This is a genomic window from Rhodococcus sp. NPDC056743, from assembly GCF_042790355.1.
Classification (GTDB): domain Bacteria; phylum Actinomycetota; class Actinomycetes; order Mycobacteriales; family Mycobacteriaceae; genus Rhodococcus_F.
In genome coordinates this window covers 133090-156679 of the sequence record NZ_JBHTZI010000003.1, presented here as the reverse complement: position 1 = coordinate 156679, position 23590 = coordinate 133090, and the positions used below count along the sequence as shown (strand labels likewise).

Genomic DNA, 23590 nt, shown 5'->3' with positions numbered 1-23590 from the left:
CTGCGTCTCACTTCCATTTCTCACTCATCGGGAAAACGCATTCGCTATTTCTCGAACGCTGATTACCTACGGCTCTGCCTATGACTGCCATGAAGTGCCGTCTGCAAGAAGGAGAACCTCGTAGTGAAGTTGAACAAGACCGCGAAGCTGGTTGCGGCGCTTGCTGCCACCGCCGCTCTGGTGTCCGCCTGTTCCGGCGACCGTGGCGACGACCCGTCGGCCACGTCGACTGGCGGGTCCAGTGCGAATGCAACGGCCGCATCGAGCAATTCCGATGCAAAGTTCGGAACATTGAATTCTCCGTGCGGTCAGGGGGACGCGAAGGGCGCCACGGATCAGGGTGTCAGTGACACCGAAATCAAGATCGGCTTCGGCGACGACCGCGGCTACGTGAAGTCGCCCGGCCTGAACAAGGAAATGAGCGACGCGGTCAACGCCCTCATCTCCTGGTGCAACGATCAGGGCGGCATCAACGGCCGCAAGGTTGTCGGCACCGACTACGACGCAGCGATGACGCAAGCGAATTCGGTCATGCAGGAAGCCTGCGCCAGCCAGTTCATGATGGTCGGCTACGGCTTCGCGATGGACCAGACCGCAGAGCAGACCCGCGTGGCCTGCAACATGGTGTCCGTCCCCGGTTTCACGGTGTCACCTGACGCAACGAATGGACCGATGACCTTCCAGGGCGTCCCGATGCCTGTCGATTACGCCAACGCCGCAGCATGGTTCCAGATGGCCGAGATGCACCCGGATTTGCTGAACGACTTCGACGTCGTCAACAGCACGATGCCGACGATCATCACCTCCACCACCAAGACTCGTTCGATGGCCGCAGCTGCGGGCTTCAAGCTCAAGGATTGCGGCGTGACCCTCAACTACGAGGGCGAATCCAGCTACGTCCCGTTCGCCGAGAAGTTCAAAGAATGTGGTGTCAAGGGTATTTGGACATCCCGTTCAGCAAGTCCGGCCGAGCTCAACTTCGTCAAGTCCCTCGATCAGGTCGGTATCGATCCGATCTTCTTCGGCGAATCCACGTGGTACGGCGAGGCCGTTTCGGCATGGAACAAGGACACCGGACTGCTCGACAACCTCAACGCCGACATGGTTTTCCAGATGCTCGAGAATGCGGACAAGGTTCCGGCCGTCAAGCAGTACGCCGACATGGTCAGCGAGCAGGGTGGCAAGACCGCACTCCTCGGCATGCAGGCTGCGTCGTCGTTCCTCCTATGGGCCACCGCAGCGGACGAGTGTGGATCCGACCTCACGCGTCAGTGCATGGTCAACGAGCTCTCGAGCATCCATGAGTGGGACGGCGGCGGATTGCACGCCGTCACCGATCCGGGCAAGAACATGCCCGCTACCTGCGGCCTGATGACCGCGCTGACAGGCGACGAATATACGCAGGTTTTCCCGACCACGGCCGGTGAGTTCAAGTGCGATCCGAAGTACTTGATCACCACTGACAAGTCCATCTGGGGCACCGAACTGGATGCCGATCGCATCTCCACGAAGTACCAGAACGCGAATGTGATCAAGCCGCAATCCTGATGCACTGAACGCCGGTGGCGCGAATCGCGTGCCACCGGCGTTCCATGCACCAAAAAACGTTCGGCGCCAACAACTTCGGTGACTACGTTGTCTACTGGCGTTTGTTCGCAGCTACCGATTCCCAATTCGACAAACCCGGCCCACTCCCCGACTTCGACGCAATCCGATACAGCAGTCGCATAGTCAGGACGCGACCAGTTCGTCGATCTGATTGATCGCTGACGACGCACCCTCTACAACACCCATGTCGAGCACCTGCTGCAACGCCTCCGCAGACTCGTAAGTGCTCACGTAGGTCGCACGAGTACCGCCGTCGAACTCGGCAAAAGTGAAGACGTTCTTCGACACCGGCATCTCGGCATTCGGGTTGAAATCCTCGTCGGCGAAGCCGTCATCGAACGAGAAGCTCCTCGGTTCATCGGTGGCCGTAATCTTCCAGTACCCTGCATACTTCTCACCGTCCGGGCTCGTCATGAAGTAGGTCGTACGACCTCCCGGCGTGAGATTGTGTTCCACCACGGTCGCCGGGTATGTCGGTGGGCCCCAGACCTTTTCCAACTGACGCGGGTCTGCGTAGACCTGCCAGATACGTTCAACCGGCGCGGCGAATTCCGCCACAATGGTCAGCGTTCGGGTATCGATGTCCTGCTGGACGTCCGTCACAGGCATGGTTCAGTCCTCCTGGGGTGAGTCGAAAGCGATGAGTTCGTCAATACGTCCGATGCGGCCGCGCCACACTTTCTCCAACTCGGTGAGCATGGCCGCCACCGACCGCAACGCTGCCACCTCGCCGCTGGCGAGATGCTCTCGACCGATGCGTCGCTTGGTGATGAGGCCGGCTTTCTCCAAAACGGCGACATGCTTCTGCACCGCCGCGAAGCTCATCTCGTACTTCGCAGCGAGTGCGGAAACCGAGTGCTCGCCGGCCAGTACACGGCGCATAATGTCGCGCCGCGTTCGGTCGGATAGCGCACGGAACAGAGCGTCCGTGCGGTCCTCGTCGTCTCCGTTCACACCCCAAACATACAACCAATTGGTTGTATATGTCGATCGCCCGGGAACACTCGCCCGATAGAGACCCTGCATTCTGTCGCCACGATCACCAACAGAGTCGATTCAGCTACGCCGTCAGGGCGCGACGATGCAACCGGGTCCGAGCGGCACCCCAGGGTTAACCGTCACCGTTTCGATCGGTCCGCCTGCCGAAGTCTGGTATGCCATCAGTGAATGCTCGCCGGGCGCAGTAGGAGTCCACAAAGTTACCGCATGACCGAAAATCACCGGAGAAACGTAGTAGGGATTGATCGTGTCCCAGATAAGTTCCTGCGGAAAGAACGTCGATGCGCGGTTGAAGTCGACGATGGAGACCCCGCGCTCCGACATATCGGACGTCCTGGCCACCACTAGGTACGTGCACCCGGCGCCATACGGGGTGGTCGGGCCTCCTCCGAGTCCAGGAATGACCGTGACGTCGACGACCTCGGCAGAGGCAGTTGGCGCAAACCATGTGGCGACCGCCGCGCAAACAACCACGGCGAGCGAGGCAACTCGGGTAGTACGGGAAAGTGTCATACCAAAAGGTCGGTTTCAACTGCCCGAGTGTTACGCGCCCACGTCAGCCGACGCACCAACGGAGAGGTCATCGTGGGGTGGAGCGGAGTCAGTGCAATTCAAGGCGCGCAACCAGAATCAAGCCGACGCACAAGACGAGAAAAAGCAGTGTCACGTTGAGCATTCCATCGCCCCCTTTGTCGAATTTGCGCCTCGGTCTCGATCGAGAGCAATTCTTCGGACCTGAACAGAATTTCCATCAAATGGTCCGTCAAACGCTCGAACTCGAAAGGTCGTCGCGTGACACCTCGCACGGAGGTCATTTCTGAGGTGGTTTGTCGTAGTCGCAACAGTCAACCGTGCGGGCCAGGTGGGCACGTGCTCAACGTGCTTTGAGCGGTTCGCTGCGAGATCACGTGTTGAGCGGCAATCACCTTGTTGGTCAATCCTTGGGCCACAGGTTGCCGAGGTGACCGCATCCCCTTCACCGCATCCCCTTTTACTGAGACCGCACCTAGCCTTGAAACTACGTGGCATCCTGCCGTTCCAGCCAGTTCAAGATCGCTTGGTTGGTCTCATCGGGTCTTTCTTGCTGGATCCAATGACCGCAGTCGAGATTGACTACTTCCACATTGGGCACGAACTCTGTCAGGTTTTCAGCCCTCGCGATCGCGTCACGGTCGCCGTAGATCATGAGTGCTGGCTGTTGAATGACCGGGTCCACCTCCGCCAGCAAATGCCAGTTGCGGTCGAGGTTCCTGTACCAGTTCACACTGCCCCTGAATCCTGTCGATTCGAAGGCGGAGACGAAAACGGCCAATTCGCTATCGCTCATCAGTGGCTCACCGAGTGGCGTCTCTGCTCTGGCGAGATCGATCAGCGCCATACCCGGCTGAGGCTCCCTGAGGGGTTCGTTCTTCCGGTACAGGTTGCGGAGGAACCGGAAGGTGTTGTCTTCGAACACGGCGTCCGCGACGCCCGGCTGTCGATTGAAGTGGACGAAGTAGAAGTCACCGCCGAGCACGGCTTCCATGAACTCAATCCAGGGCTGCTCTCCGCGATCCTGGTAGGGCAGGCTCAGGTTGATCACTTTGTTTACCCGGTCCGGGTGCAACAGGGTCAGGCCCCACACGACAAAGGCGCCCCAATCGTGACCGACAAAGGTGGCATCTTCGTAGCCGTAGTGATCGAGAAGTGCGATGAGATCACCCGACAAATGTTCAATGTCATAATCCGTCACTTCGGTCGGACGTGATGAGTTGCCGTAGCCGCGCTGGTTCGGGACGATGACGTGGTAGCCCGCCGCGACAAGGGCGGGCACCTGGTATCGCCAAGAATAGGCGTGCTCTGGCCATCCGTGACACAGCACGATGGGTTTCCCGGCATTGTCTCGCCCTGCTTCGAAGACTTCGAGTTCCACGCCCTTGACTGGGATAAGGACGGGCCTGGGGAAGTCGGATGGATTCACGGATGCTCCTTTGGGTTGAGTACCGATCTAATGTCTGGATCGACCGGTTGCTCCGACGATAGGGAGCATCGTGGACACATGACGTCCTAGATTGCTGGCAATCTGAAGAAATGCGGAACGATCCCACAGGCCGAGCACTGCAATTGCTCTCGCTCCTTCAGACCCATCGTTTCTGGCATTGTGCCGAACTTGCCGCACGACTCGATGTCACGCAGCGAACGGTGCGCCGCGACATCGATCGCCTACGCGACCTCGGCTATCCGGTCGATTCCACGTCCGGAAAATACGGAGGCTACCGACTTGCAACGGGGGCGCACGTGCCGCCCCTGATCCTCGACGATGACGAGTCCGTGGCAGTAGCCGTCGGACTGCGCTACGCCGCCGAGGCCGCCATCGACGGCATCGAAGAAACGTCGCTTCGAGCGCTGACGAAGATCGAAACACTCCTGCCCCATCGGCTACGCCGACGTGTGTCGGCACTGCATTCGAGCGTCAGTTCCGTGCGGCGGGCCGACGACGACATCGTCGACCCCGAAGCACTCAGTGTGCTCAGTGCGGCATGTCGCGACCACGAGCACGTGCGTTTCGACTATCGGCGAGGTGATGGCGAGAGCGGCAGACGGCTCGTCGAGCCGCACCGCCTTGTCACGGCGGGACGTCGTTGGTATCTCGTAGCATGGGACCACCATCGTGCCGACTGGCGAACATTTCGACTGGACCGGCTCTCGGAGCCCTGGCTGGCAGGCAGTCATTTCACGCCACGCGAGATCCCGGGCGGTGACGCGGCAGGCTTCGTCGCGAGATCCGTCGGCCCGCCACCCCGCCACCACGAGGCAAAACTCGCCATCGCAGCCACGTTCGCCGACCTCGAGGGTGTGCTCAGATGGATTGACCACACACCAATCGAAGTGGCAGCGGACCGCTGTCTTGTCCAGATCCGCAGCGAAGATCTCGGCAGGCTCACCATGACCGTTGCGCGCATCGCGCTCACCGCCCCAGTGGTCGTCATCGAACCAACCGAGCTCGCCGACACCGTCAGTCGGCTCGCCCTTCACCTCGGGGTCTCGCCACCATGACAGCCAGAAGAGGATTGCGCGACAAGACCATTCATGTTCAGGTCATTACTGAGACGAGTTCGCGGACATGTTCCCCACGCCGGCTCTTCTTCTATCGAGACACATATCCGCTTCACTCTGAGCTGGGAGACTAAGTGACCAATTCGAAATCATCGCCACCGAGTTCCGTCCACCCCCCAACGTGGAAGTTCGACTACCCGATCATCCACGCCGAGACTCGGGAACAGTGGCGAACGTGGTTGACGGACAACCACACGTCAGCCCGGGGTGTGTGGTTGTGCTCCTGGCGCGACACCATCAGCCGACCACGCTGCCCCTACCCTCAGGCCGTCGAAGAAGCCATCTGCTTTGGTTGGATCGACTCCACCAACACCAACCTCGACGAAGAACGCAATTTGCAACTGTTCACGCCGCGTAGACGCAAGAGTTCCTGGACCCGACTCAACCGCGAACGCGCAGCCGATATGGAGGCGCGGGGCCTCATGACCGTTGCTGGTCGCGATGCAATTGCTGCCGCGAAATCCACTGGTTGGTGGACGATTCTCGACCAAGTCGAAGACCTCGAGGAACCGCTTGACTTGCAGGCGGCACTGGACCGGGAGCCGCAAGCTCGAAGCAACTGGGACAGTTTTCCGCCCAGCGCCCGCAAACAGATGCTGTGGTGGATCGTCAGTGCCGCTCGAGACGCAACACGGGAAGGTCGAATCGCCCATATCGTCAACCACGCGGCCATCGGTCAACGTGCCCGCGGCTGATCGCAATTCGACCGCGTCCGGTATGAAGGCCGGTCTTCATCTGCACTCGACGGTCTCCCTCAGCGGAGTATCCAGTCACAGCATCAGGGTAGGTCCGGATCAAGCCGCCCTGCTGGACCTGAATGGGATTGACATATTCACACTGCAGCCAAGTACGCGTAACCAATCGTCGCCGATCTACGGACGCATCGGCTCATCCCACTTGAAGCCGACCCATCCAATCGAGGGCACGTAAAGCACACAGTGCGACTAAAGTTCCGACAATGGAGCGAAGCAGCGACGCTGCTCAAACCCGCAGCGGAGGCAACCGCCGGTCGCGGTTTGACAGATTCGTCGAGCATGCAGAGTTACGAGTCAGTCAGGCACCGTTCTTCTTTCTCTGTGTCGTCATCGTCGTGGCCTGGTTTATCAGCTTGCCGTGGTGGACGGATCTCAAGACCTGGCAGGTTGCCATCCATACCGTAGCGAGTGTTTTCACACTGCTGTTGGTCGTGTTGCTCGAGAATGCCGGGCGCCGCGCAAGTGAAGCGTCGCAAGAAAAACTCAATGTCATCGCCGAAGCACTCGCGGCGATGCTGGATTCGTCCGCATTCGATGATCCCGAGCTTCGAACTGCTGCTCAACGACTCCGCCAAGCCGTTGGACTCGAAGAACGCCACTGACCTGAAACTGCGTTCGGCGTATTCGAAGGTCCGAATCGACCTCTCACTCTTCCTGCGTGCGACTTCCCTCTTGCTGCCCATTTCGTCCGAACGGTCGCGACAAGTCCGAATTTACGGTTCTATGGGACAAGCATGCTCGTTCGTCAGATTCTCGATCACCCGAGGTGATCGTGAAGACGTGAAGGAAGTGCAGAAGTGGTCGAACATATCGGCAGTGGCGTCGAAGACGCTCTACTCCGCGGCGGTCGTTTCTTCACTCCTGGGAAGTTCTCGGACGACCTCCGGACCGTGAACCGCACTGGCGGCCGCGAAGGCGACATCTTCTACCGCGATCGTTGGAGTCACGACAAAGTGGTGCGCTCCACTCACGGAGTCAACTGCACCGGTTCGTGTTCGTGGAAGATTTACGTCAAGGACGGCATCATCACCTGGGAAACCCAGGAGACCGACTATCCGACGGTAGGACCGGACCGTCCCGAGTACGAACCGCGCGGCTGTCCACGTGGTGCCGCATTCTCGTGGTACACGTACTCGCCCACCAGAGTCCGCTACCCCTACGCCCGTGGTGTTCTCGTCGAAATGTACCGCGAGGCCCTGGCCCGCCTCGGTGATCCGGTGGATGCGTGGGCAGACATTCAGGCCGATCCGGAGCGTCGCCGAAAGTACCAGCAGGCCAGAGGGAAAGGCGGACTGGTGCGGGTCACATGGGCGGAGGCCACCGAGATGATCGCTGCCGCCCATGTGCACACCATCAAGAAATACGGTCCCGACCGTGTTGCGGGGTTCTCCCCCATTCCGGCGATGTCAATGGTGTCGTTCGCTGCGGGGTCGAGGTTCATCGAACTTATCGGCGGCGTCATGACGTCCTTCTACGACTGGTACGCGGACCTCCCGGTGGCATCACCTCAAGTATTCGGCGATCAGACGGACGTGCCCGAGTCCGGGGACTGGTGGGACGCGTCGTACTTGATGATGTGGGGATCCAACGTTCCCGTAACCCGCACCCCCGACGCCCATTGGATGGCCGAAGTCCGTTATCGCGGAACCAAAGTCATCGCGATCAGCCCCGATTACGCCGACAACACCAAGTTCGCCGACGAGTGGATGCCGTGCGCTGCGGGCACCGACGGAGCCATGGCGATGGCAATGGGCCACGTCATCCTGTCCGAGTTCTTCGTGAAGAAACGTGAGCCGTTCTTCGACGATTACGTGCGGCAGTTCACTGACCTGCCGTTCCTCGTCACCATCGAGGACCGCGACGGCCGACTTGTCGCGGGCAAGAACCTGACGGCTGCGGACCTGGGTGAATCGAGCGAAAACGCTGCGTTCAAACCGGTTCTCCTCGACAGCACCACAGATGAAGTGGTCGTGCCGAATGGCTCTCTCGGCTTCCGCTACGGCGATGAAGGCGTCGGTAAGTGGAATCTCGATCTCGGCGAGATCGTTCCCGCTCTGACTGTCGACAACGAGTGGGTCGAAACAGCAGAAATACACCTTCCGCGTTTCGATACTCCGGATGGTCACGGCGAGAGCATGATTCGCGGCGTGCCTGTGCGCCGGGTGGGAGACCGCCTGGTGTGCACTGTCTTCGATCTCATGCTCGCGCAATACGGGGTGCAGCGCAACGGGATGCCGGGGCAGTGGCCGTCCGGTTTCGACGACCCGAGCGAGCCGTACACGCCCGCGTGGCAGGAATCGATCACCGGCGTCAGTGCTGCGCAGGTGATTCGCATTGCGCGCGAATTTGCCGACAACGCCGTGGAATCGGGTGGCCGGTCGATGATCATCATGGGTGCGGGTATCTGTCAGTGGTTCCACGGCGATGCGACGTATCGAGCGGTTCTGAGTCTGCTGCTACTCACCGGGTCGATGGGTCGCAACGGTGGCGGGTGGGCGCACTACGTCGGCCAGGAGAAATGCAGACCTGTCACAGGTTGGGCGACGGTGGCCATGGGGACGGATTGGCTCCGGCCGCCGCGGCAGATGGCCGGTACTTCCTACTGGTATGTCCACACCGACCAGTGGCGTTACGACGGCTACCAGGCGGACGCACTCTCCAGTCCCGTCGGGCGCGGTAATTTCAGTGGCCGACACACGATGGATGTAATGACATCGGCGGTGTCGATGGGGTGGACCCCCTTCTATCCTCAGTTCGATCGATCGAGCCTCGATCTGGCTGACGAGGCAGATGCGCACGAACGTGACGTCGCCGAACACGTAGCCAGCCAATTATCCTCGGGCGCACTCAAACTCGCAGTCACCGATCCGGACAACCCTCAGAACTGGCCGCGAGTGCTGAGCGTGTGGCGCGCCAATCTGCTGGGATCGTCGAGCAAGGGCAACGAATACTTCCTTCGGCACCTACTCGGCACGGACTCGAACTTGCAGGCTGAGCCGACGCCGGAGGACCTGCGCCCCAACGACATAACGTGGACCGACGACATCCCCGAAGGGAAACTCGATCTGTTGATGTCGATCGACTTCCGCATGACATCCACAACTTTGCTTTCCGACGTGGTTCTCCCTGCGGCAACGTGGTACGAGAAATCCGACCTGTCGAGCACGGACATGCATCCGTTCCTTCATGCCTTCTCCCCCGCTATCGATCCGCCGTGGGAAACCCGCTCGGATTTCGACGCTTTCGGCGCGGTTGCCAAGGCGTTCAGCGTACTGGCGAAGAAGCATCTCGGAAAACGCCGAGACGTCGTGATGGGAACACTGCAACACGACACGCCCGGCGCGATGGCCTACCCCTCAGGTAGAGAACAAGATTGGCGCTCACAAGGAGAAATGCCTGTCCCGGGCAAGACCATGGGTCCCCTCGTCGTCGTCGAACGTGACTATCCCGCCGTCGCCGAACAGTGGGCTGCACTCGGCCCGTTGGTCGAGAAAGCCGGCCTCACCACCAAAGGCGTCACGACGCACCCGAAACGAGAAGTGGAAGAACTCGCCGCCAAGCATGGGGTCTTCGATTCTGGTGCTGCCGCTGGTAGACCCGCTCTCGATACTGCCGAGAAGATGGCTGAGGCAATCCTCGCGCTGTCGGGAACGTCCAACGGCAGGCTCGCGGTGGAAGGGTTCGCTCAACTGGAGAAGCGTACGGGGCACTCGCTCACACATTTGGCTGCCGGTAGTGAGGAACGCCGAATCACGTTCGCGGACACACAAGCTCGACCTGTCCCGGTTATCACCAGCCCGGAATGGTCAGGCAGCGAAACCGGTGGCCGTCGATACGCGCCGTTCACCGTCAATATCGAGGAACTCAAACCCTTCCACACCCTGACCGGTCGCATGCATTTCTTCCTCGATCACGACTGGCTAGAGGAACTGGGCGAACAACTACCGATTTACCGGCCACCGCTCGACATGGCGAGCCTGTTCGGCGAACCTGCACTCGGGGACCGCGGTGGCGGAATCGGTCTCAGCGTCCGCTATCTGACGCCCCATTCGAAGTGGTCGATCCACTCGGAATACCAGGACAACCTGTTCATGCTCTCGCTCTCGCGGGGCGGGCCGACGATGTGGATGAGCCCCGACGACGCTGCCAAAATCGAGGTATCGGACAACGACTGGGTCGAAGCCGTCAATCGAAACGGCGTCGTCGTATGCCGGGCGATCGTGTCTCATCGAATGCCGGACGGCGTGGTCTTCGTCTATCACGCCCAGGAACGGACTATCGACGTGCCACTCACGGAGACAACCGGAAAGCGTGGTGGCATCCACAATTCCCTGACCAGGCTGTTGATCAAACCGTCCCACCTCGCCGGCGGCTATGCGCAGACGTCGTTCGCCTTCAACTACCTCGGCCCCACCGGAAACCAACGCGACGAAGTCACTGTGGTGCGTCGTCGCTCGCAGGAGGTGACGTACTGATGCGAGTCATGGCACAACTGGCGATGGTGATGAATCTCGACAAGTGCATCGGCTGTCACACCTGTTCGGTGACGTGCAAACAGGCATGGACCAACCGATCCGGAACCGAGTACGTGTGGTTCAACAATGTGGAAACACGCCCGGGGCAAGGCTATCCGCGCACGTACGAAGATCAGGAGAAGTGGAACGGCGGATGGATTCGCGACAAGAACGGCCGCCTTCGACTGCGTGACGGTGGCCGATTGAAGAAGCTGTCGCGCATCTTCGCAAATCCGAAGATGCCGTCCATTCAGGACTACTACGAGCCCTGGACCTACGACTACGAAAATCTCACCCAGGCTCCCCTCGGTGAGCACATGCCGGTAGCGGCGCCGCGAAGCCTCATCAGCGGTGAACCCATGAAGGTGGAGTGGTCGGCGAATTGGGACGACGATCTGGCCGGCTCACCCGAAATCCTGCCTGAAGACCCGGTTCTGAAGAAAATCAGCATGGAGGTCAAACTCCAACTCGAAGACACGTTCATGTTCTACCTACCGCGCATCTGCGAGCACTGCCTCAATCCGTCGTGTGTTGCGTCCTGTCCGTCGGGCGCGATGTACAAGCGTTCCGAGGACGGGATCGTGCTCGTCGACCAGGACAAGTGTCGAGGTTGGCGAATGTGTGTATCCGGATGTCCGTACAAGAAGGTGTATTTCAACCACAAGACCGGCAAGGCCGAGAAGTGTACGTTCTGCTATCCGCGCGTCGAAGTAGGACTTCCGACGGTGTGCGCGGAGACCTGCGTCGGCCGACTGCGCTACATCGGCCTCATCTTCTACGACGTCGACAAGGTACTCACAGCCGCAACGGTTCCGGATGACAAAGACCTGTACGAGGCTCAACTCGACGTACTGCTTGATCCCCGCGATCCCGCGGTCATCGAAGGCGCTCGCGCAGAGGGAATCTCGGACGAGTGGATCGAAGCAGCACAGAAGTCTCCCATCCACGCACTGATCAAGGACTATCGCGTCGCACTGCCGCTGCATCCGGAATTCCGCACCATGCCGATGGTCTGGTACGTCCCGCCACTGTCCCCCGTTGTCGACGCCGTTAGCCGCGACGGTCATGACGGGGAAGATGTCGGAAACCTTTTCGGGGCTCTCGATTCGTTGCGTATTCCGATCGAATATCTCGCCGGCCTTTTCTCCGCGGGTGATACCGATGTGATCGACGGGGTTCTGCGACGGCTGGCTGCCATGCGCTCGTATATGCGCGACATCAACCTCGGACGCGAACCACAGCCTCACATACCGGAGGCAGTGGGCATGACCGAGGAAGCCATCTACGAGATGTACCGACTGCTGGCATTGGCAAAGTACGACGAGCGCTACATCATTCCCACCGCTTACGCCGTTGACGGACACAAGCTCGAAGAAACAGCCACCGAATGCGCGCTCGACTTCGACGGTGGCCCGGGCATGCACGAGTCCGGTCCTTTCGGTGAGACCAGCGGCGGCCCGGTCCCGGTGGCAGTCGAGACGTTTCACGCGCTGCGCGAACGTCAGACCACGGGCGAACTGTCCGTCGACTCGACTAATCCGTCCAGGGTCAATCTCCTGAATTGGGATGGGAAAGGGTCACCAACCGGGCTCTTTCCCGATCGAGGTGACACCCGATGATCGGGTTCGGCCGCCGCCGACGCGGGGTCGAGCAGGATCGACTGGTGTGGCATGCCGCCGGCCTGTTGTTGGCGTATCCCGACAGCGGCCAAGGCGAACGACTCCGACTTGTCGAGGACATTCTCAGCCATCTCCCGCCGGCGCCCCGAGACCAACTCGCACAGACGCACCGCTTTCTGCGGGACTGCGACGAATTTTTCGCATCGGCGCAGTACGTCGAGACATTCGACCTCCGGCGGCGAAGCACGCTGTACCTCACGTACTGGACCGCGGGCGACACACGCAATCGCGGTCGCGAAATCCTTGCTTTTGCCGACGCCTACCGCGCTGCCGGCGTCGATCCACCACAAAGCGAAGCGGCAGATCACCTGACGGTTGTCCTCGAGTTCGCTGCTCTCGTCGACCCGAGTTCCGGTGCGAAACTACTTTCAGCGCATCGGGTTCCGTTGGACATGATCAGTGCGTCACTGACCGATTCGGACTCGCCGTACGCGCCGGTTCTCCGAGCAGTGTGCAGCACACTGCCGCCGGCTTCCGCCAACGACGTACGCCGTGCCCAGCAACTCGCAGCATCGGGACCACCTGCCGAATCTGTCGGGCTCCCACTCTTCACTCTGACCGTCCCACCTCGTCGCGATGGAGGTATGTGAGATGTCTGCCGGTGAAATCTACTGGGACATAGTGCCGTACGTCGTGTTGGCAATTTTTGTGAGCGGCACGTGGTGGCGGTATCGCTACGACAAGTTCGGCTGGACAACGCGGTCATCGCAACTGTACGAGCACCGTCTGTTGCGGATCGGTAGTCCGCTGTTTCACTTCGGAATCCTCGTAGTCATCATCGGGCACTTCATCGGACTGGTGATCCCACAGTCGTGGACCGACGCAATCGGGATGAGTGAACACGTCTATCACCTGCAAGCCCTCGTACTCGGGTCGATCGCGGGCGTGGCGACGCTGGTGGGCGCCGGGATTCTGGTGTACCGCAGGCGGACCCGCGGGCCGGTGTTCACGGCTACCACCTGGAACGACAAGCTGATGTATGTCGTGCTGATCGCTGCAATCGTCGCTGGTCTCGCCACGACAGTGCTGGGATCCGGAGCGTTCGGCGAAGAATCCAACTACCGGACGACGGTATCCCCGTGGTTCCGATCCATCTGGATCTTCCAACCCCGCGGCGACCTCATGGCACAGGCGTCACTCGACTTCCACATCCACGTCACGATCGCCATGGTGTTGTTCGCCCTGTGGCCGTTCACACGCCTGGTCCACGTGTTCAGCGCGCCGATCGCATACCTGTTTCGGCCGTACATCGTCTACCGCAGCCGCGACGACGCCCGGAAGGGCGAACCTGTCGGCTCACGCCCCCACCGTCGGGGTTGGTGAACTCACAGCCCACAATCGCCGCGCAGATGCAATCAGCAGAATGACGCACAGCGCTACCGCCGGCCACACCAGGACTTGGCCCACCGGCTTCAACCACGGAGCCGACGCCGTTGCCGCAACAGTCAGTGACGCGGCCGACGTCATCCCCATCGGGAAGGCAGTAGACCAGCGCCTGACGTCGTATTTCAGGCGAGGCCAGATCAATTCGCAGACAACCAACACCCCGTAGCAACCCAGGATGAGGATCATAAGCACGATGCTCAATCGCTGAAACGACAAGTGCAACGATTCCGGCCAGCCCACCACCGGCGCTGCGGCGGACAGTTTTCCGGCCGCGAGCGTCGAAATTGCCAGGGCACCACCGAAAACCCAGTGATCACCGGCGCCGACGCGTAGCTGATTGAACGAGAACCGCACGAGCACCAACACATAGAATCCCAGGCCGAGCACAAAAGCAGCAGCCGATGGAATCGCGATCCAGTGAGCCGTGGTCGTAGCCGCAAGCGTGGCACCGAGTACCGCCACACCCTGCGTCGCAACGCACAGCAGAAAATGCACGCCGACGGTGGGCGATGTCCAATGCCGAATGACCGCCGGTATGAGCACGATCCACGCCACCAGTGCGATCGCGAGCGCGGCGTAGCCGACCACGTCCCAATCGAGCAGCACAACGCGGGTACCCAGCACCGTTGTCGCTGCCACCCCCGTGAGAGCCGGCGGAGTGTCAGCCTCGTCGACCCACCGGGCGCGATCGTCGATCAATCTCGACGCGAACACCACAGACAGAACCAGCCAGATTACTGCGCCTATCGCCAGCCACACCAGTGAAAATGTCTCGAAGCCCACCAGATGCAATGCAACCGACACGATTCCAGACGACATCGCGGCGGCTCCCGCGCCCGGAGGGATTACCTCGAGCGTACGGCCTGCTGTCGATCTCGCGCGATGATCGCCGGTCACCTAACCATGATGCGCGACGACGCGGGGGCGTGTCCTGATTTCAGCGACACGTCTGCGTGATTGCGGATTGGCCAGCGTGACCGATCGGCCTGAAATTCAATACAGAATTGCACCGAGAAATTAGCACACGCGTCGGCGAATGGATACGTGGATCGACAGTTAAGATCACCCTGAATCCAACTATTCCCCCAAATACGGGGGGAATGATTGAGTGTGTTCACCGAGGTAAAAGCCTGAAATCTGACCGGAAGGTTGCAGTGTTCGTCCGTATGCGATGTCTGCGCTGACTTCTTCAGCGCCACACCTGCTGGGGTAGCACCCACTAGACACTGAATTGTTTTTCAGTTCGGGTAGGTCGAGGCACCCAGGACGATCACATTTCATGTCGCCCGTAGGGCGACATCCCACTTCTGCGTAGGCCCGCGCTCAGTTCGCGGCGCTGCGCGCCCTGATCTGAAGGACTACACCTGTCGTGAACTCGACTCTTTCCACGGCCGGACTCGATCGCCGTGCACTTCTTCGTGGCAGTGCCATTGCCGCGCTCGCAATTCTCGGTACCGGATCGCTGGCCGCATGCTCATCGGCTGTCGGCGAACAGGCCTCGAGCGCAGGAGAATCCGCGAATCCGGTTCGCGGGGGCACGCTGACTTTGGCACTTCGGGACGACGTGAGTCCGTCGGCGTTGCTGACCAACACCACCACTGCGGGTGCCACCATAATGGGACTCGTCTACGAGACGCTGACCCGGTATCCGCTTGATTCCGTAGTGCCACAGCCTGTTCTCGCGAAATCCTGGAATCTGTCCGACGACGGGCTGACCGTGACCCTGAATCTGCGGGACGACGTTACATTCCACAGCGGACGACCATTCACGTCGGCGGACGCCGAGTTCTCGCTACGCACCTATTCCGATCCCAAGCACTCCGCACAGCTGAGAAGTACAGCGACAACTATCACAGGCTTCGATTCGTCGGACCCTCATACACTGGTCCTGACACTTGCGCACCGCACGGGAAACATCTTCGACCTGTTCGAGTTGGCCCCGATTTTCGACTCCGAGACGTTCGACAAAACCGTGGCGGGTGAATCCTTCATCGGTACAGGACCTTTCGTGTTCAGCTCGCGTACGCCGAACAGTCAGATCACATTCGATCGGAACCCTGACTACTGGATTGCGGAGCGCCCGTACCTCGATCGAGTAGAGGCACGCATCATTCCCGATTCGCAAGCACGTCTGGCTTCACTGAAATCAGGTCAGGTCACACTCGTCATGCCGGCATCATTGACCTTCCGCGACTCGCAGACCGTATCCAAGACAAACGGCTTCGAGACGACGTCTCTCGACGGCGCGGAAATGCAGACGTATCTCGGTGCCAACGTGGCTGCCGACGGTCTGACCGACGTGCGCACCCGCAAAGCCGTCGCGTATTCGATCGACCGCGATCGCATCATGAGTGAGGTGTACCGCGATAGTGGTTACGCCGTGAATCTTCCATGGCCGAAGTCGTCACCGGCGTACGACGCCGCAAAAAACGCCGTCTACACACGGGATGTTGCCAAGGCGCGCGCGTTGGTGAGTGAAGTGGGCGCACTGCCCACCATCCCGTTGACGTACACCGGTGTGAGTCCGGATTACGAAGCAGTGGCACAGATCGTGCAGGCAAATCTCGCTGAGGCCGGAATTACCGTCGAATTGGATCCCGTCGAATCATCGGTCTTCGCCAAGCAGTTGATCGGAGCCGAGTTCAAGGGCTTGTGGTTGACCAGTCATGGTTTTGCACAATTTGTTCCGTCGACATTGACTGTGAGCGCGTACCCGTTCAACGCTGCCCACAATGCATCGAAGTTCAGCTCGCCGGCATATTCGGCGGCCGCAGAAGCAGCGTGGCAAGTGTCGGACGGTTCGAGCGATGAAGCGAAGAAACTCTATGCCGATCTGGGGACACAAATGCTGGACGAATTGTTCCTGATCGAGATCGGTGTGGTGGTCCCACAAGTATCGGCAGCAGCGACCGCCCGAGATCTTGCCTGGACCAAGAACAGTCAGCCGCAGTTCACCAACACCTTCCTGGCTTAGCAGCGAATCCCCGCTAGTCGGCACTTCTCTGAACTGACCGTTCCGCGGATAACACCAAGATCAGCTCTCACTTGCGAAGGAAGTAGGAAAACCCATGACCATCCTCGACATCCGGCCCGACGTCGCCGCCGACATCTACGCCGCCGGCGGCATCACCGTCCGCAAGCACGGCCACCGTATCGGCGCGATCATCGACGGCGTCGCCCTCTCGGGAGAGATCTCCGACGAGACGGCCTATGCGATCCAGTACGCGCTCACCGCGCACCGGGTCATCTTTTTCCGCGACCAGCACCACCTGACTGATGAGATCCAGTACGACTTCGGCGGCCGCATCGGCTCCCAGACCACCACCCACCCGACGCTGCGCTCGGACGACAACAGGACTCTGCTCGTAGAGGGCGCGCGGGCCAACGTGTGGCACACGGATGTCACGTTCATCGACCGCATCCCGAAAGCGTCGATCCTGCGTTCCGCTATCGTGCCCGCCTATGGCGGCGCCACCACATGGGCCTCGACCATCGCGGCCTACGAGCAACTGCCCGCCCCGCTGAAAGCACTGGTGGAGAACCTGTGGTCGGTGCACTCGAACGCGTACGACTACGCCGAGATGTCCAGCAGGATCGAGGGCGGCCCCGCGCAGGCCGTGGAGCCGGAAGGTTACCGAAAGGAGTTCACCCGCACCGTCTTCGAGACCGAGCACCCGGTGGTACGAATCCACCCCGAGACCGGCGAGAAGTCGCTGCTGCTGGGCAACTTCTTCAAGGAGTTCGTCGGCCTCGAGCCAGCCGAGTCCACGGTGTTGTTCCAGCTGCTGCAGGACCGAATCACCAAGCTCGAGAACACAACGCGCTGGACCTGGCAGCTGGGCGATGTCGCCATCTGGGACAACCGTTCCACCCAGCACTACGGCGTCGCCGACTTCGGCGAGCAGCCCAGGAAGCTCTACCGCACCACTCTCGCCGGAGATGTGCCCGTGAGTGTGCATGGTGAGTCCAGCCGCGTCCGCACGGGCGACGCCTCGCACTTCTCCGTGGTGGACCAGCCGGTTCGGCTGCCGGGCTTCGCGACGAACTGACGTGTACTTACCGGGCGGCGTGGCTTCGGGGTAACCAAGGACCAAGCAGCTGCGCATCGATCTCGTCGGCCGCTCACACGCCCGTCCCTACAAATCAAGGAAGAGTCCCGATGGATCGCACTCAGCTACCTATCCACCTCACCCAGGACACAGTCGAAGCCGCGCACGACGTCCGCCATCAGCAGAAACCCTTCCCCGGCCCCCCGAGGGTGACCGCCCCCGACGGTGCACCGAACGTCCTGGTGATTCTGCTCGACGACATGGGCTTCGGTGCCTCGTCGGCCTTCGGCGGACCGTGCTCGATGCCGGTCGCCGAGCAACTGGCAGCCGACGGGCTGAGGTTCAACCGCTTCCACACCACGGCGATCTGCTCGCCGACGCGGGCGGCGCTGCTCACCGGGCGTAACCACCACAGCGTGGGGATGGGGGTCGTCACCGACTTCTCCTCCAGCGCCCCGGGCTACACCGGCGTCCGCCCCCTGGACGCCGCTCCCCTGGCTCGCACCTTGCGGGAGAACGGCTACGCGACAGGCGTTTTCGGCAAGTGGCACCAAATACCGCAGGACGAGATCACGCCGGTCGGTCCGTTCACGCACTGGCCGACCCAGGAGGGCTTCGACACCTTCTACGGGATCATCGGCGGAGCCGACGACCAGTTCCACCCGAACCTGTACTCCGGCACCGCGCAGGTCGAGCCGCCGTCGACGCCGGAGGAGGGTTACCACCTCTCCGAGGACCTGGTCGACAAGACCAGGGACTGGATCCGGTCGGTACGCGACGTCGACAAGGAGCGCCCCTGGTTCGCGTACCTGCCATTCGGGGCCACCCACTCCCCCTTCCAGGTTCCCGACTCGTGGCGTGACCGATACCGCGGGAAGTTCAGCCACGGCTGGGACGAGCAGCGCGAGCAGACCCTCGAAAAGCAGAAGGAGCTGGGCGTCGTCCCGCCCGACACGCTCCTCTCGCCCTGGCCTGACGGTGCTCCGCACTGGGACGAACTCGACGACGACGGGCGCGCCGTCGCTGAGCGGCTCATGGAGATGTATGCGTCCTTTGCCGAGCACACCGATGAGCAGGTCGGCCGGCTGGTCGAGTTTCTCCGCGCCGGCGGGGAGCTCGAGAACACGATGGTCTTCTACATCCTGGGCGACAACGGCGCCTCCTGTGAGGGGCGCCTGACGGGGACGTTCAACGAGTCGCGGACCTACAACGGTCTGCCTGAGACCGCCGCCGAGATTCGTAGTCGCCTCGACGAGATCGGGGGGCCGACCAGCTATGTGAACTACCCCGTCAGCTGGGCCCTGGCGATGGACACCCCGTTTCAATGGACCAAGCAGGTGGCGTCGCACTTCGGGGGAACCCGCAACGGGCTCGTCGTGCACTGGCCACAGGGGATCTCCGAACGCGGTGACGTCCGCACGCAGTGGCACCACGTCATCGACGTGGCACCGACGATCCTGGAGGCCGCCGGAATCCCGCACCCCGACCGGGTCGACGGAATCAGCCAGCGCCCCATCGAGGGCACCTCGATGCTGTACGCGCTGCGCGACGGCGATGCGCCCGACCAGCACATCACCCAGTACTTCGAGATCTTCGGCAACCGCGGGATCTTCCACGAAGGCTGGACCGCGGTCACCAAGCACCGTTCGCCGTGGGACCTGTCGCGGACCGACCCCATCCCGTTCGATCAGGACACGTGGGAGCTGTACGACATCACTCGCGACTTCTCGCAGGCCACCGACCTGGCCTCCGAGTATCCGGAACGGCTGGCAGCGCTGCAGGAGCTGTTCCTGGAGCAGGCTCGGTTGCACCAGGTACTGCCGCTGGACGACCGTGGCGTCGAACGCATGGACGCAGCTGTCGCCGGGCGCCGCAGCCCCGAACTGGGCGGGCGGGTCACCGTGCCGGCCGGCACTCGTCGGCTACCGACCGCGGCGTTCCCCAGCACGTCGAACACGTCGTTCCGGCTGAGTGTGCCCATGGTGGCCGACAGCGACGGGTCCGACGGCGTCCTGGTGAGCCTGGGCAACTCCTTCAACGGACTCTCGTTCTACGTCCGTGAAGGGGTAGTGACGTTCGCTCACAACCTGTGCAGCCTGGTCGTCACGCACGTGCGCGCCACGCAACCGCTGACCGCGGGCGAGCACCTGCTCGAATACCTGTTCACCTATGACGGTGGAGGGATCGGGCGAGGCGGGACCGGTCAGGTTCTCATCGACGGTCAGGTCGTCGGTGAGGGGCGTGTCGAACGCACGGCACTGTTCGGCTCGGGCCGGCTGACCGTGGGTGCAAATCCCGGCACGCCGGTCACCTCCGACTACGCCCGCGGCGGTGAGTATCCGTACACCGGCCGGATCGGTGAGGTCACTCTCGAGACCGAGGCCGCCAGCAGCTGGCCCACCAACGCCCAGCGGCTCGAGGCGGAACTCGTCACGCACTGACATCTATCCCGGCCGAGATGAACCGTACTGATCCAGGTGCGGAGCTCATGACTACGGGAGGCACTGCCAGCAGGTTGGCTGCGCCTCCCGTCGTCAACGGCTTGCGAGCACTTCGTCCGGGGCGATCTCGGCACCAAAACCATTCAGTTCCATGGCAAGTCCTGCCAACTAGATCGATTCCGGCCACTCCGTCATCGTGAGTAGTCCGTCCAATCCGCAAGCGACCAAGGCTCATTCGTCGATCAGATCGAGGCTGACATAGCTAGGTGCGGCGATGTAAGGTGCGCAGTCGCGCAGCGCAACAGCAGCTTCCACCATCTGTTCTATCGACTCCACCTGATCAGGGCGAATAGAATCGCCGACGAGCGCGGCAGCGCCTTCGCTGAGCACCGCTGCGGTACCCGGCTCTATCACGGTCGATGGTGGTCCCCGCCACCCCGACAAACGAGATGTCACATGATGGACCCGAATCAACGGGTGCGCTCTGCACTGCGTCTGTCCAAACGCATCAAACCGTGGCCACGATCTCCATCGCTACTGCCGGAACACTGATTCTGTGCTGCAGACAAATTGGCGATGATCGACGCGCCAACGCACACACCGGCAACAATCACGCCCTCGCGGCTGTCGTTTGATGGTCCGACTTCAAGCTTTGAGCGGTAGCTGAAACCAGGTCGAGTGACGTGCCACGAAGCCGAGCCCAGCACATTGCGTCGTGGCTGACCAGCGTGTCACTGTCGGCATAACCCATCTCGTCATGCGTGCTTGATTGCATCCGAGAGATGTTCTCGGTAATGAGAATTCAGAAGGAATACTGACCAGGGCGGTGACCGACGCTCAGCTAGATCCTGGCATGCGTTCGGCGTATGTCCAACATTTTCAGGTCCAACGACGGCTATCGCCGTGATAACGATCCGAACATTGATCGCGACCGCGTGCGCCACGCATGATCATGTCGTGCCAAATCATCTTGCTCAGCATGATGTCAACTTGCCGTCACCCGCGATGCGGGTCACCCGAAAAACCGGAATCCAAAGGTACAAAGCCAACGCAGGCATAATCTGCGCTCATCGTATTGCGAGCAATGAAGTCTCCGAAGGTGGATTGCGATTCGTTCAGAGGAATCGGGTTATCGGGGTGAAATACCCAGTCCGCCAGAAGAACAACAGTTCAAATATGCACCGATTCGCCATAAGCGTTTTCCCGTAATTCGCTTGAACACGATGGAGTCGCGTGAAATGTCTTTTGCCGCACGAACAACCGATCTTCACTACCTCACTATTGCCCGAGCAAGCGAACTCATCGGTTCGCGCATACTCTCACCTGTCGAGTATGCAGAGGCACTGATCGCGCGTATTCAGGCCATGGATGGGCAATTGCAATCATTTGTGACCCGCACCTTCGACCTTGCGTTGGAGCAGGCACGACAGGCGGAGGACGAAATTGCTGGGGGTTGCTACCGTGGTCCGCTGCATGGCATTCCTTTTGCCCTCAAGGACGTTTTCGATACCGCCAACGTTCTGACTTCCGGTCATTCCAGGGTTTGCGCGGACAATGTCCCCGTCCGAGACTCGGCAGTGGCCGAGAAGCTCCATCACGCAGGCGCGGTTCTGATGGGAAAGCTGGCGCTCCACGAATTTGCGCATGGCGGGCCGTCGTTCGACGTGCCGTGGCCCCCATCGCGAAACCCATGGAACTTGGCCCGCGTTACCGGAGGATCCTCGAGTGGCTCCGCGGCGGCGATCGCGGCGGGGTTGGTACCTGGAAGCATCGGAACAGACACCGGCGGTTCGATCCGTGCGCCTGCATCGCATTGCGGTATCACAGGCCTGATGCCAACTTACGGACTTGTTAGCCGAGCGGGAGTAATACCTCACTCATTTACATTCGACCGTTGCGGACCAATGGCCATGACGACTGAAGATTGCGCAATCCTGCTCCAGGCTGTCGCGGGCCACGACCCAAATGATGCCGGAAGCGTCGCTTATGCCATCCCGGACTACCGAGCTGCACTCGGTGAAGATCTTCGTGGAGTCCGAATTGGGGTACTTCGGCATAACTGGAACGGTGAAGTCGCGGTCTCCACTGTCCACTCCGAAGCCATGGAAAACGCGCTTGCTGTTTTGGCGGATCTAGGTGCTACGCTGGAGGATTGCAAGATCCGGCCGATGCAGAGCTATTGTGACATCAAGACAATCATCGGCGAAATCGAAGTGTTCAGTGTTCATCATTCCAACTTGATCGCACGCCCCGAACACTTCGGCGCCGACATTCTGAGTCGCATGTTACCTGCAATGTTGTTCTCCGGCACCGATTTTGTACAGGCCAGCCGCGAGCATCGCCGCGCCATCGCAGAAATGCAACCCCTCTATCGAAAATTCGATGCCTTTATCACCATCGGCGCCGGGGAGGCCCCACGCTTCGACTCGCACGACCCGCTCGCATTCTGGAAGAACGCTCATCATTTCACTGCGGCCAACATCACAGGTCAGCCAGTTCTCGCGCTGTGCAATGGATTTGGCTCAAACGGATTGCCGTTGGGAATGCAGATACTTGGACGACCCTTCGGCGAAGAGATGATTTTGCGCATCGGGCACGCCTATCAATCAGCGACCGACTGGCATCTGCGACATCCGACGCTCGTCGACAATGCGACCCCGCCAATCGTAATCGAGCCCACTTTGTTGGCCGGCACGTCCTCGGACGCCGATTCGTCGTTACGCCAGATGTGCCTGTCGGCGGCCAGGCGGGCCGGTCTCGAACTGGATGAGAGGATGTTCGCGCAGTTATTGGAGGGTGCGCCCTATGCCCTCGCGATGGCTTCACGAAGTTCACGAAATTACGGTCATGCGGATGTGCCGGCCCACGTATTTGGTGTACCGCCAGCCTGATCGAAGAACAAGAATGCCCTTACGGCCTTCCTCAATGCCCCATATGTTCCGCGGGTTCTTCGCATCTGCCTTCCCGCTGAAGAACGCTACGACAAAACTTCCTGCACTGCACGTAGAACATGCATTCCTGCAGGGGCCAATCTGCCGAATGGCAGTGTCCTAGAGAGAACGG

General features: G+C 60.8%; 18 protein-coding genes. 12 read left to right on the top strand and 6 right to left on the bottom strand.

Annotation, left to right across the window (positions count from 1 at the left end; genetic code table 11):
* Window positions 1–123: 123 nt before the first annotated feature.
* Window positions 124–1548, top strand: coding sequence for an ABC transporter substrate-binding protein (locus ACFRFQ_RS08155; protein ID WP_378655480.1), 1425 nt, complete (start codon window positions 124–126; stop codon window positions 1546–1548).
* A 183-nt stretch (window positions 1549–1731) separates the two neighbouring features.
* On the opposite strand, the gene ACFRFQ_RS08150 is transcribed toward ACFRFQ_RS08155, so the two are convergent.
* The 4 genes from ACFRFQ_RS08150 to ACFRFQ_RS08135 all read right to left on the bottom strand — a co-directional run bounded on the left by ACFRFQ_RS08150 (window position 1732) and on the right by ACFRFQ_RS08135 (window position 4567).
* Window positions 1732–2217: an SRPBCC domain-containing protein gene (locus tag ACFRFQ_RS08150; protein WP_378655477.1), complete on the bottom strand. Its 486-nt coding sequence runs from the start codon at window positions 2215–2217 to the stop codon at window positions 1732–1734.
* Between the two features lie 3 nt (window positions 2218–2220).
* A complete protein-coding gene (locus ACFRFQ_RS08145; protein ID WP_378655475.1) occupies window positions 2221–2562 on the bottom strand; it encodes an ArsR/SmtB family transcription factor in 342 nt (113 codons plus the stop codon).
* A gap of 114 nt (window positions 2563–2676) precedes the next feature.
* Window positions 2677–3120: a hypothetical protein gene (locus ACFRFQ_RS08140; RefSeq protein WP_378655473.1), complete on the bottom strand. Its 444-nt coding sequence runs from the start codon at window positions 3118–3120 to the stop codon at window positions 2677–2679.
* 505 nt (window positions 3121–3625) lie between these two features.
* Window positions 3626–4567, bottom strand: a complete 942-nt coding sequence (locus ACFRFQ_RS08135) for an alpha/beta fold hydrolase (RefSeq protein ID WP_378655470.1) — start codon at window positions 4565–4567, stop codon at window positions 3626–3628.
* Window positions 4568–4677: 110 nt separating this feature from the next.
* On the opposite strand from ACFRFQ_RS08135, the gene ACFRFQ_RS08130 reads away from it, so the two are divergent.
* The 7 genes from ACFRFQ_RS08130 to narI all read left to right on the top strand — a co-directional run bounded on the left by ACFRFQ_RS08130 (window position 4678) and on the right by narI (window position 13974).
* Window positions 4678–5643 (top strand): helix-turn-helix transcriptional regulator, encoded by a 966-nt coding sequence (locus tag ACFRFQ_RS08130; RefSeq protein WP_378655468.1) that lies wholly within the window; start codon window positions 4678–4680, stop codon window positions 5641–5643.
* A gap of 134 nt (window positions 5644–5777) precedes the next feature.
* A complete protein-coding gene (locus ACFRFQ_RS08125) occupies window positions 5778–6398 on the top strand; it encodes a YdeI family protein (RefSeq protein WP_378655465.1) in 621 nt (206 codons plus the stop codon).
* A gap of 263 nt (window positions 6399–6661) precedes the next feature.
* Window positions 6662–7060 carry a low affinity iron permease family protein gene (locus tag ACFRFQ_RS08120; RefSeq protein ID WP_378655464.1) on the top strand — a complete coding sequence of 133 codons (399 nt, stop codon included), beginning with the start codon at window positions 6662–6664 and terminating at the stop codon, window positions 7058–7060.
* A 195-nt stretch (window positions 7061–7255) separates the two neighbouring features.
* Window positions 7256–10933 (top strand): nitrate reductase subunit alpha, encoded by a 3678-nt coding sequence (locus tag ACFRFQ_RS08115; protein WP_378655461.1) that lies wholly within the window; start codon window positions 7256–7258, stop codon window positions 10931–10933.
* Entirely contained in the window at window positions 10933–12591 is a 1659-nt protein-coding gene (gene narH / locus ACFRFQ_RS08110; RefSeq protein ID WP_378655458.1) for a nitrate reductase subunit beta, read from the top strand. Before ACFRFQ_RS08115 ends, narH begins: the two co-directional genes overlap by 1 nt.
* Entirely contained in the window at window positions 12588–13241 is a 654-nt protein-coding gene (gene narJ, locus ACFRFQ_RS08105; RefSeq protein ID WP_378655456.1) for a nitrate reductase molybdenum cofactor assembly chaperone, read from the top strand. Before narH ends, narJ begins: the two co-directional genes overlap by 4 nt.
* Before the next feature lies 1 nt (window position 13242).
* Window positions 13243–13974, top strand: a complete 732-nt coding sequence (gene narI / locus ACFRFQ_RS08100) for a respiratory nitrate reductase subunit gamma (protein WP_378655454.1) — start codon at window positions 13243–13245, stop codon at window positions 13972–13974.
* Here narI and ACFRFQ_RS08095 read toward each other — a convergent pair.
* Window positions 13948–14934 (bottom strand): tellurite resistance/C4-dicarboxylate transporter family protein, encoded by a 987-nt coding sequence (locus ACFRFQ_RS08095; RefSeq protein WP_378655452.1) that lies wholly within the window; start codon window positions 14932–14934, stop codon window positions 13948–13950. The genes narI and ACFRFQ_RS08095 overlap by 27 nt on opposite strands.
* 472 nt (window positions 14935–15406) lie before the next feature.
* On the opposite strand from ACFRFQ_RS08095, the gene ACFRFQ_RS08090 reads away from it, so the two are divergent.
* From ACFRFQ_RS08090 to ACFRFQ_RS08080, 3 genes are all read left to right on the top strand, one after another.
* Complete coding sequence (locus ACFRFQ_RS08090; protein ID WP_378655449.1) at window positions 15407–17011, top strand: ABC transporter substrate-binding protein; 1605 nt, start codon at window positions 15407–15409, stop codon at window positions 17009–17011.
* A 94-nt stretch (window positions 17012–17105) separates the two neighbouring features.
* Complete coding sequence (locus ACFRFQ_RS08085; protein ID WP_378655446.1) at window positions 17106–18086, top strand: TauD/TfdA dioxygenase family protein; 981 nt, start codon at window positions 17106–17108, stop codon at window positions 18084–18086.
* A 110-nt stretch (window positions 18087–18196) separates the two neighbouring features.
* Entirely contained in the window at window positions 18197–20527 is a 2331-nt protein-coding gene (locus tag ACFRFQ_RS08080) for an arylsulfatase (protein WP_378655443.1), read from the top strand.
* Window positions 20528–20758: 231 nt separating this feature from the next.
* Here the strand turns inward: ACFRFQ_RS08080 and ACFRFQ_RS08075 are convergent, their stop codons facing one another.
* Window positions 20759–20983 (bottom strand): hypothetical protein, encoded by a 225-nt coding sequence (locus ACFRFQ_RS08075; RefSeq protein ID WP_378655441.1) that lies wholly within the window; start codon window positions 20981–20983, stop codon window positions 20759–20761.
* A gap of 782 nt (window positions 20984–21765) precedes the next feature.
* On the opposite strand from ACFRFQ_RS08075, the gene ACFRFQ_RS08070 reads away from it, so the two are divergent.
* The gene (locus ACFRFQ_RS08070) at window positions 21766–23418 is read left to right on the top strand and encodes an amidase (RefSeq protein ID WP_378655438.1); all 1653 of its coding nucleotides are present in this window, start codon (window positions 21766–21768) and stop codon (window positions 23416–23418) included.
* Window positions 23419–23590: the final 172 nt, after the last annotated feature.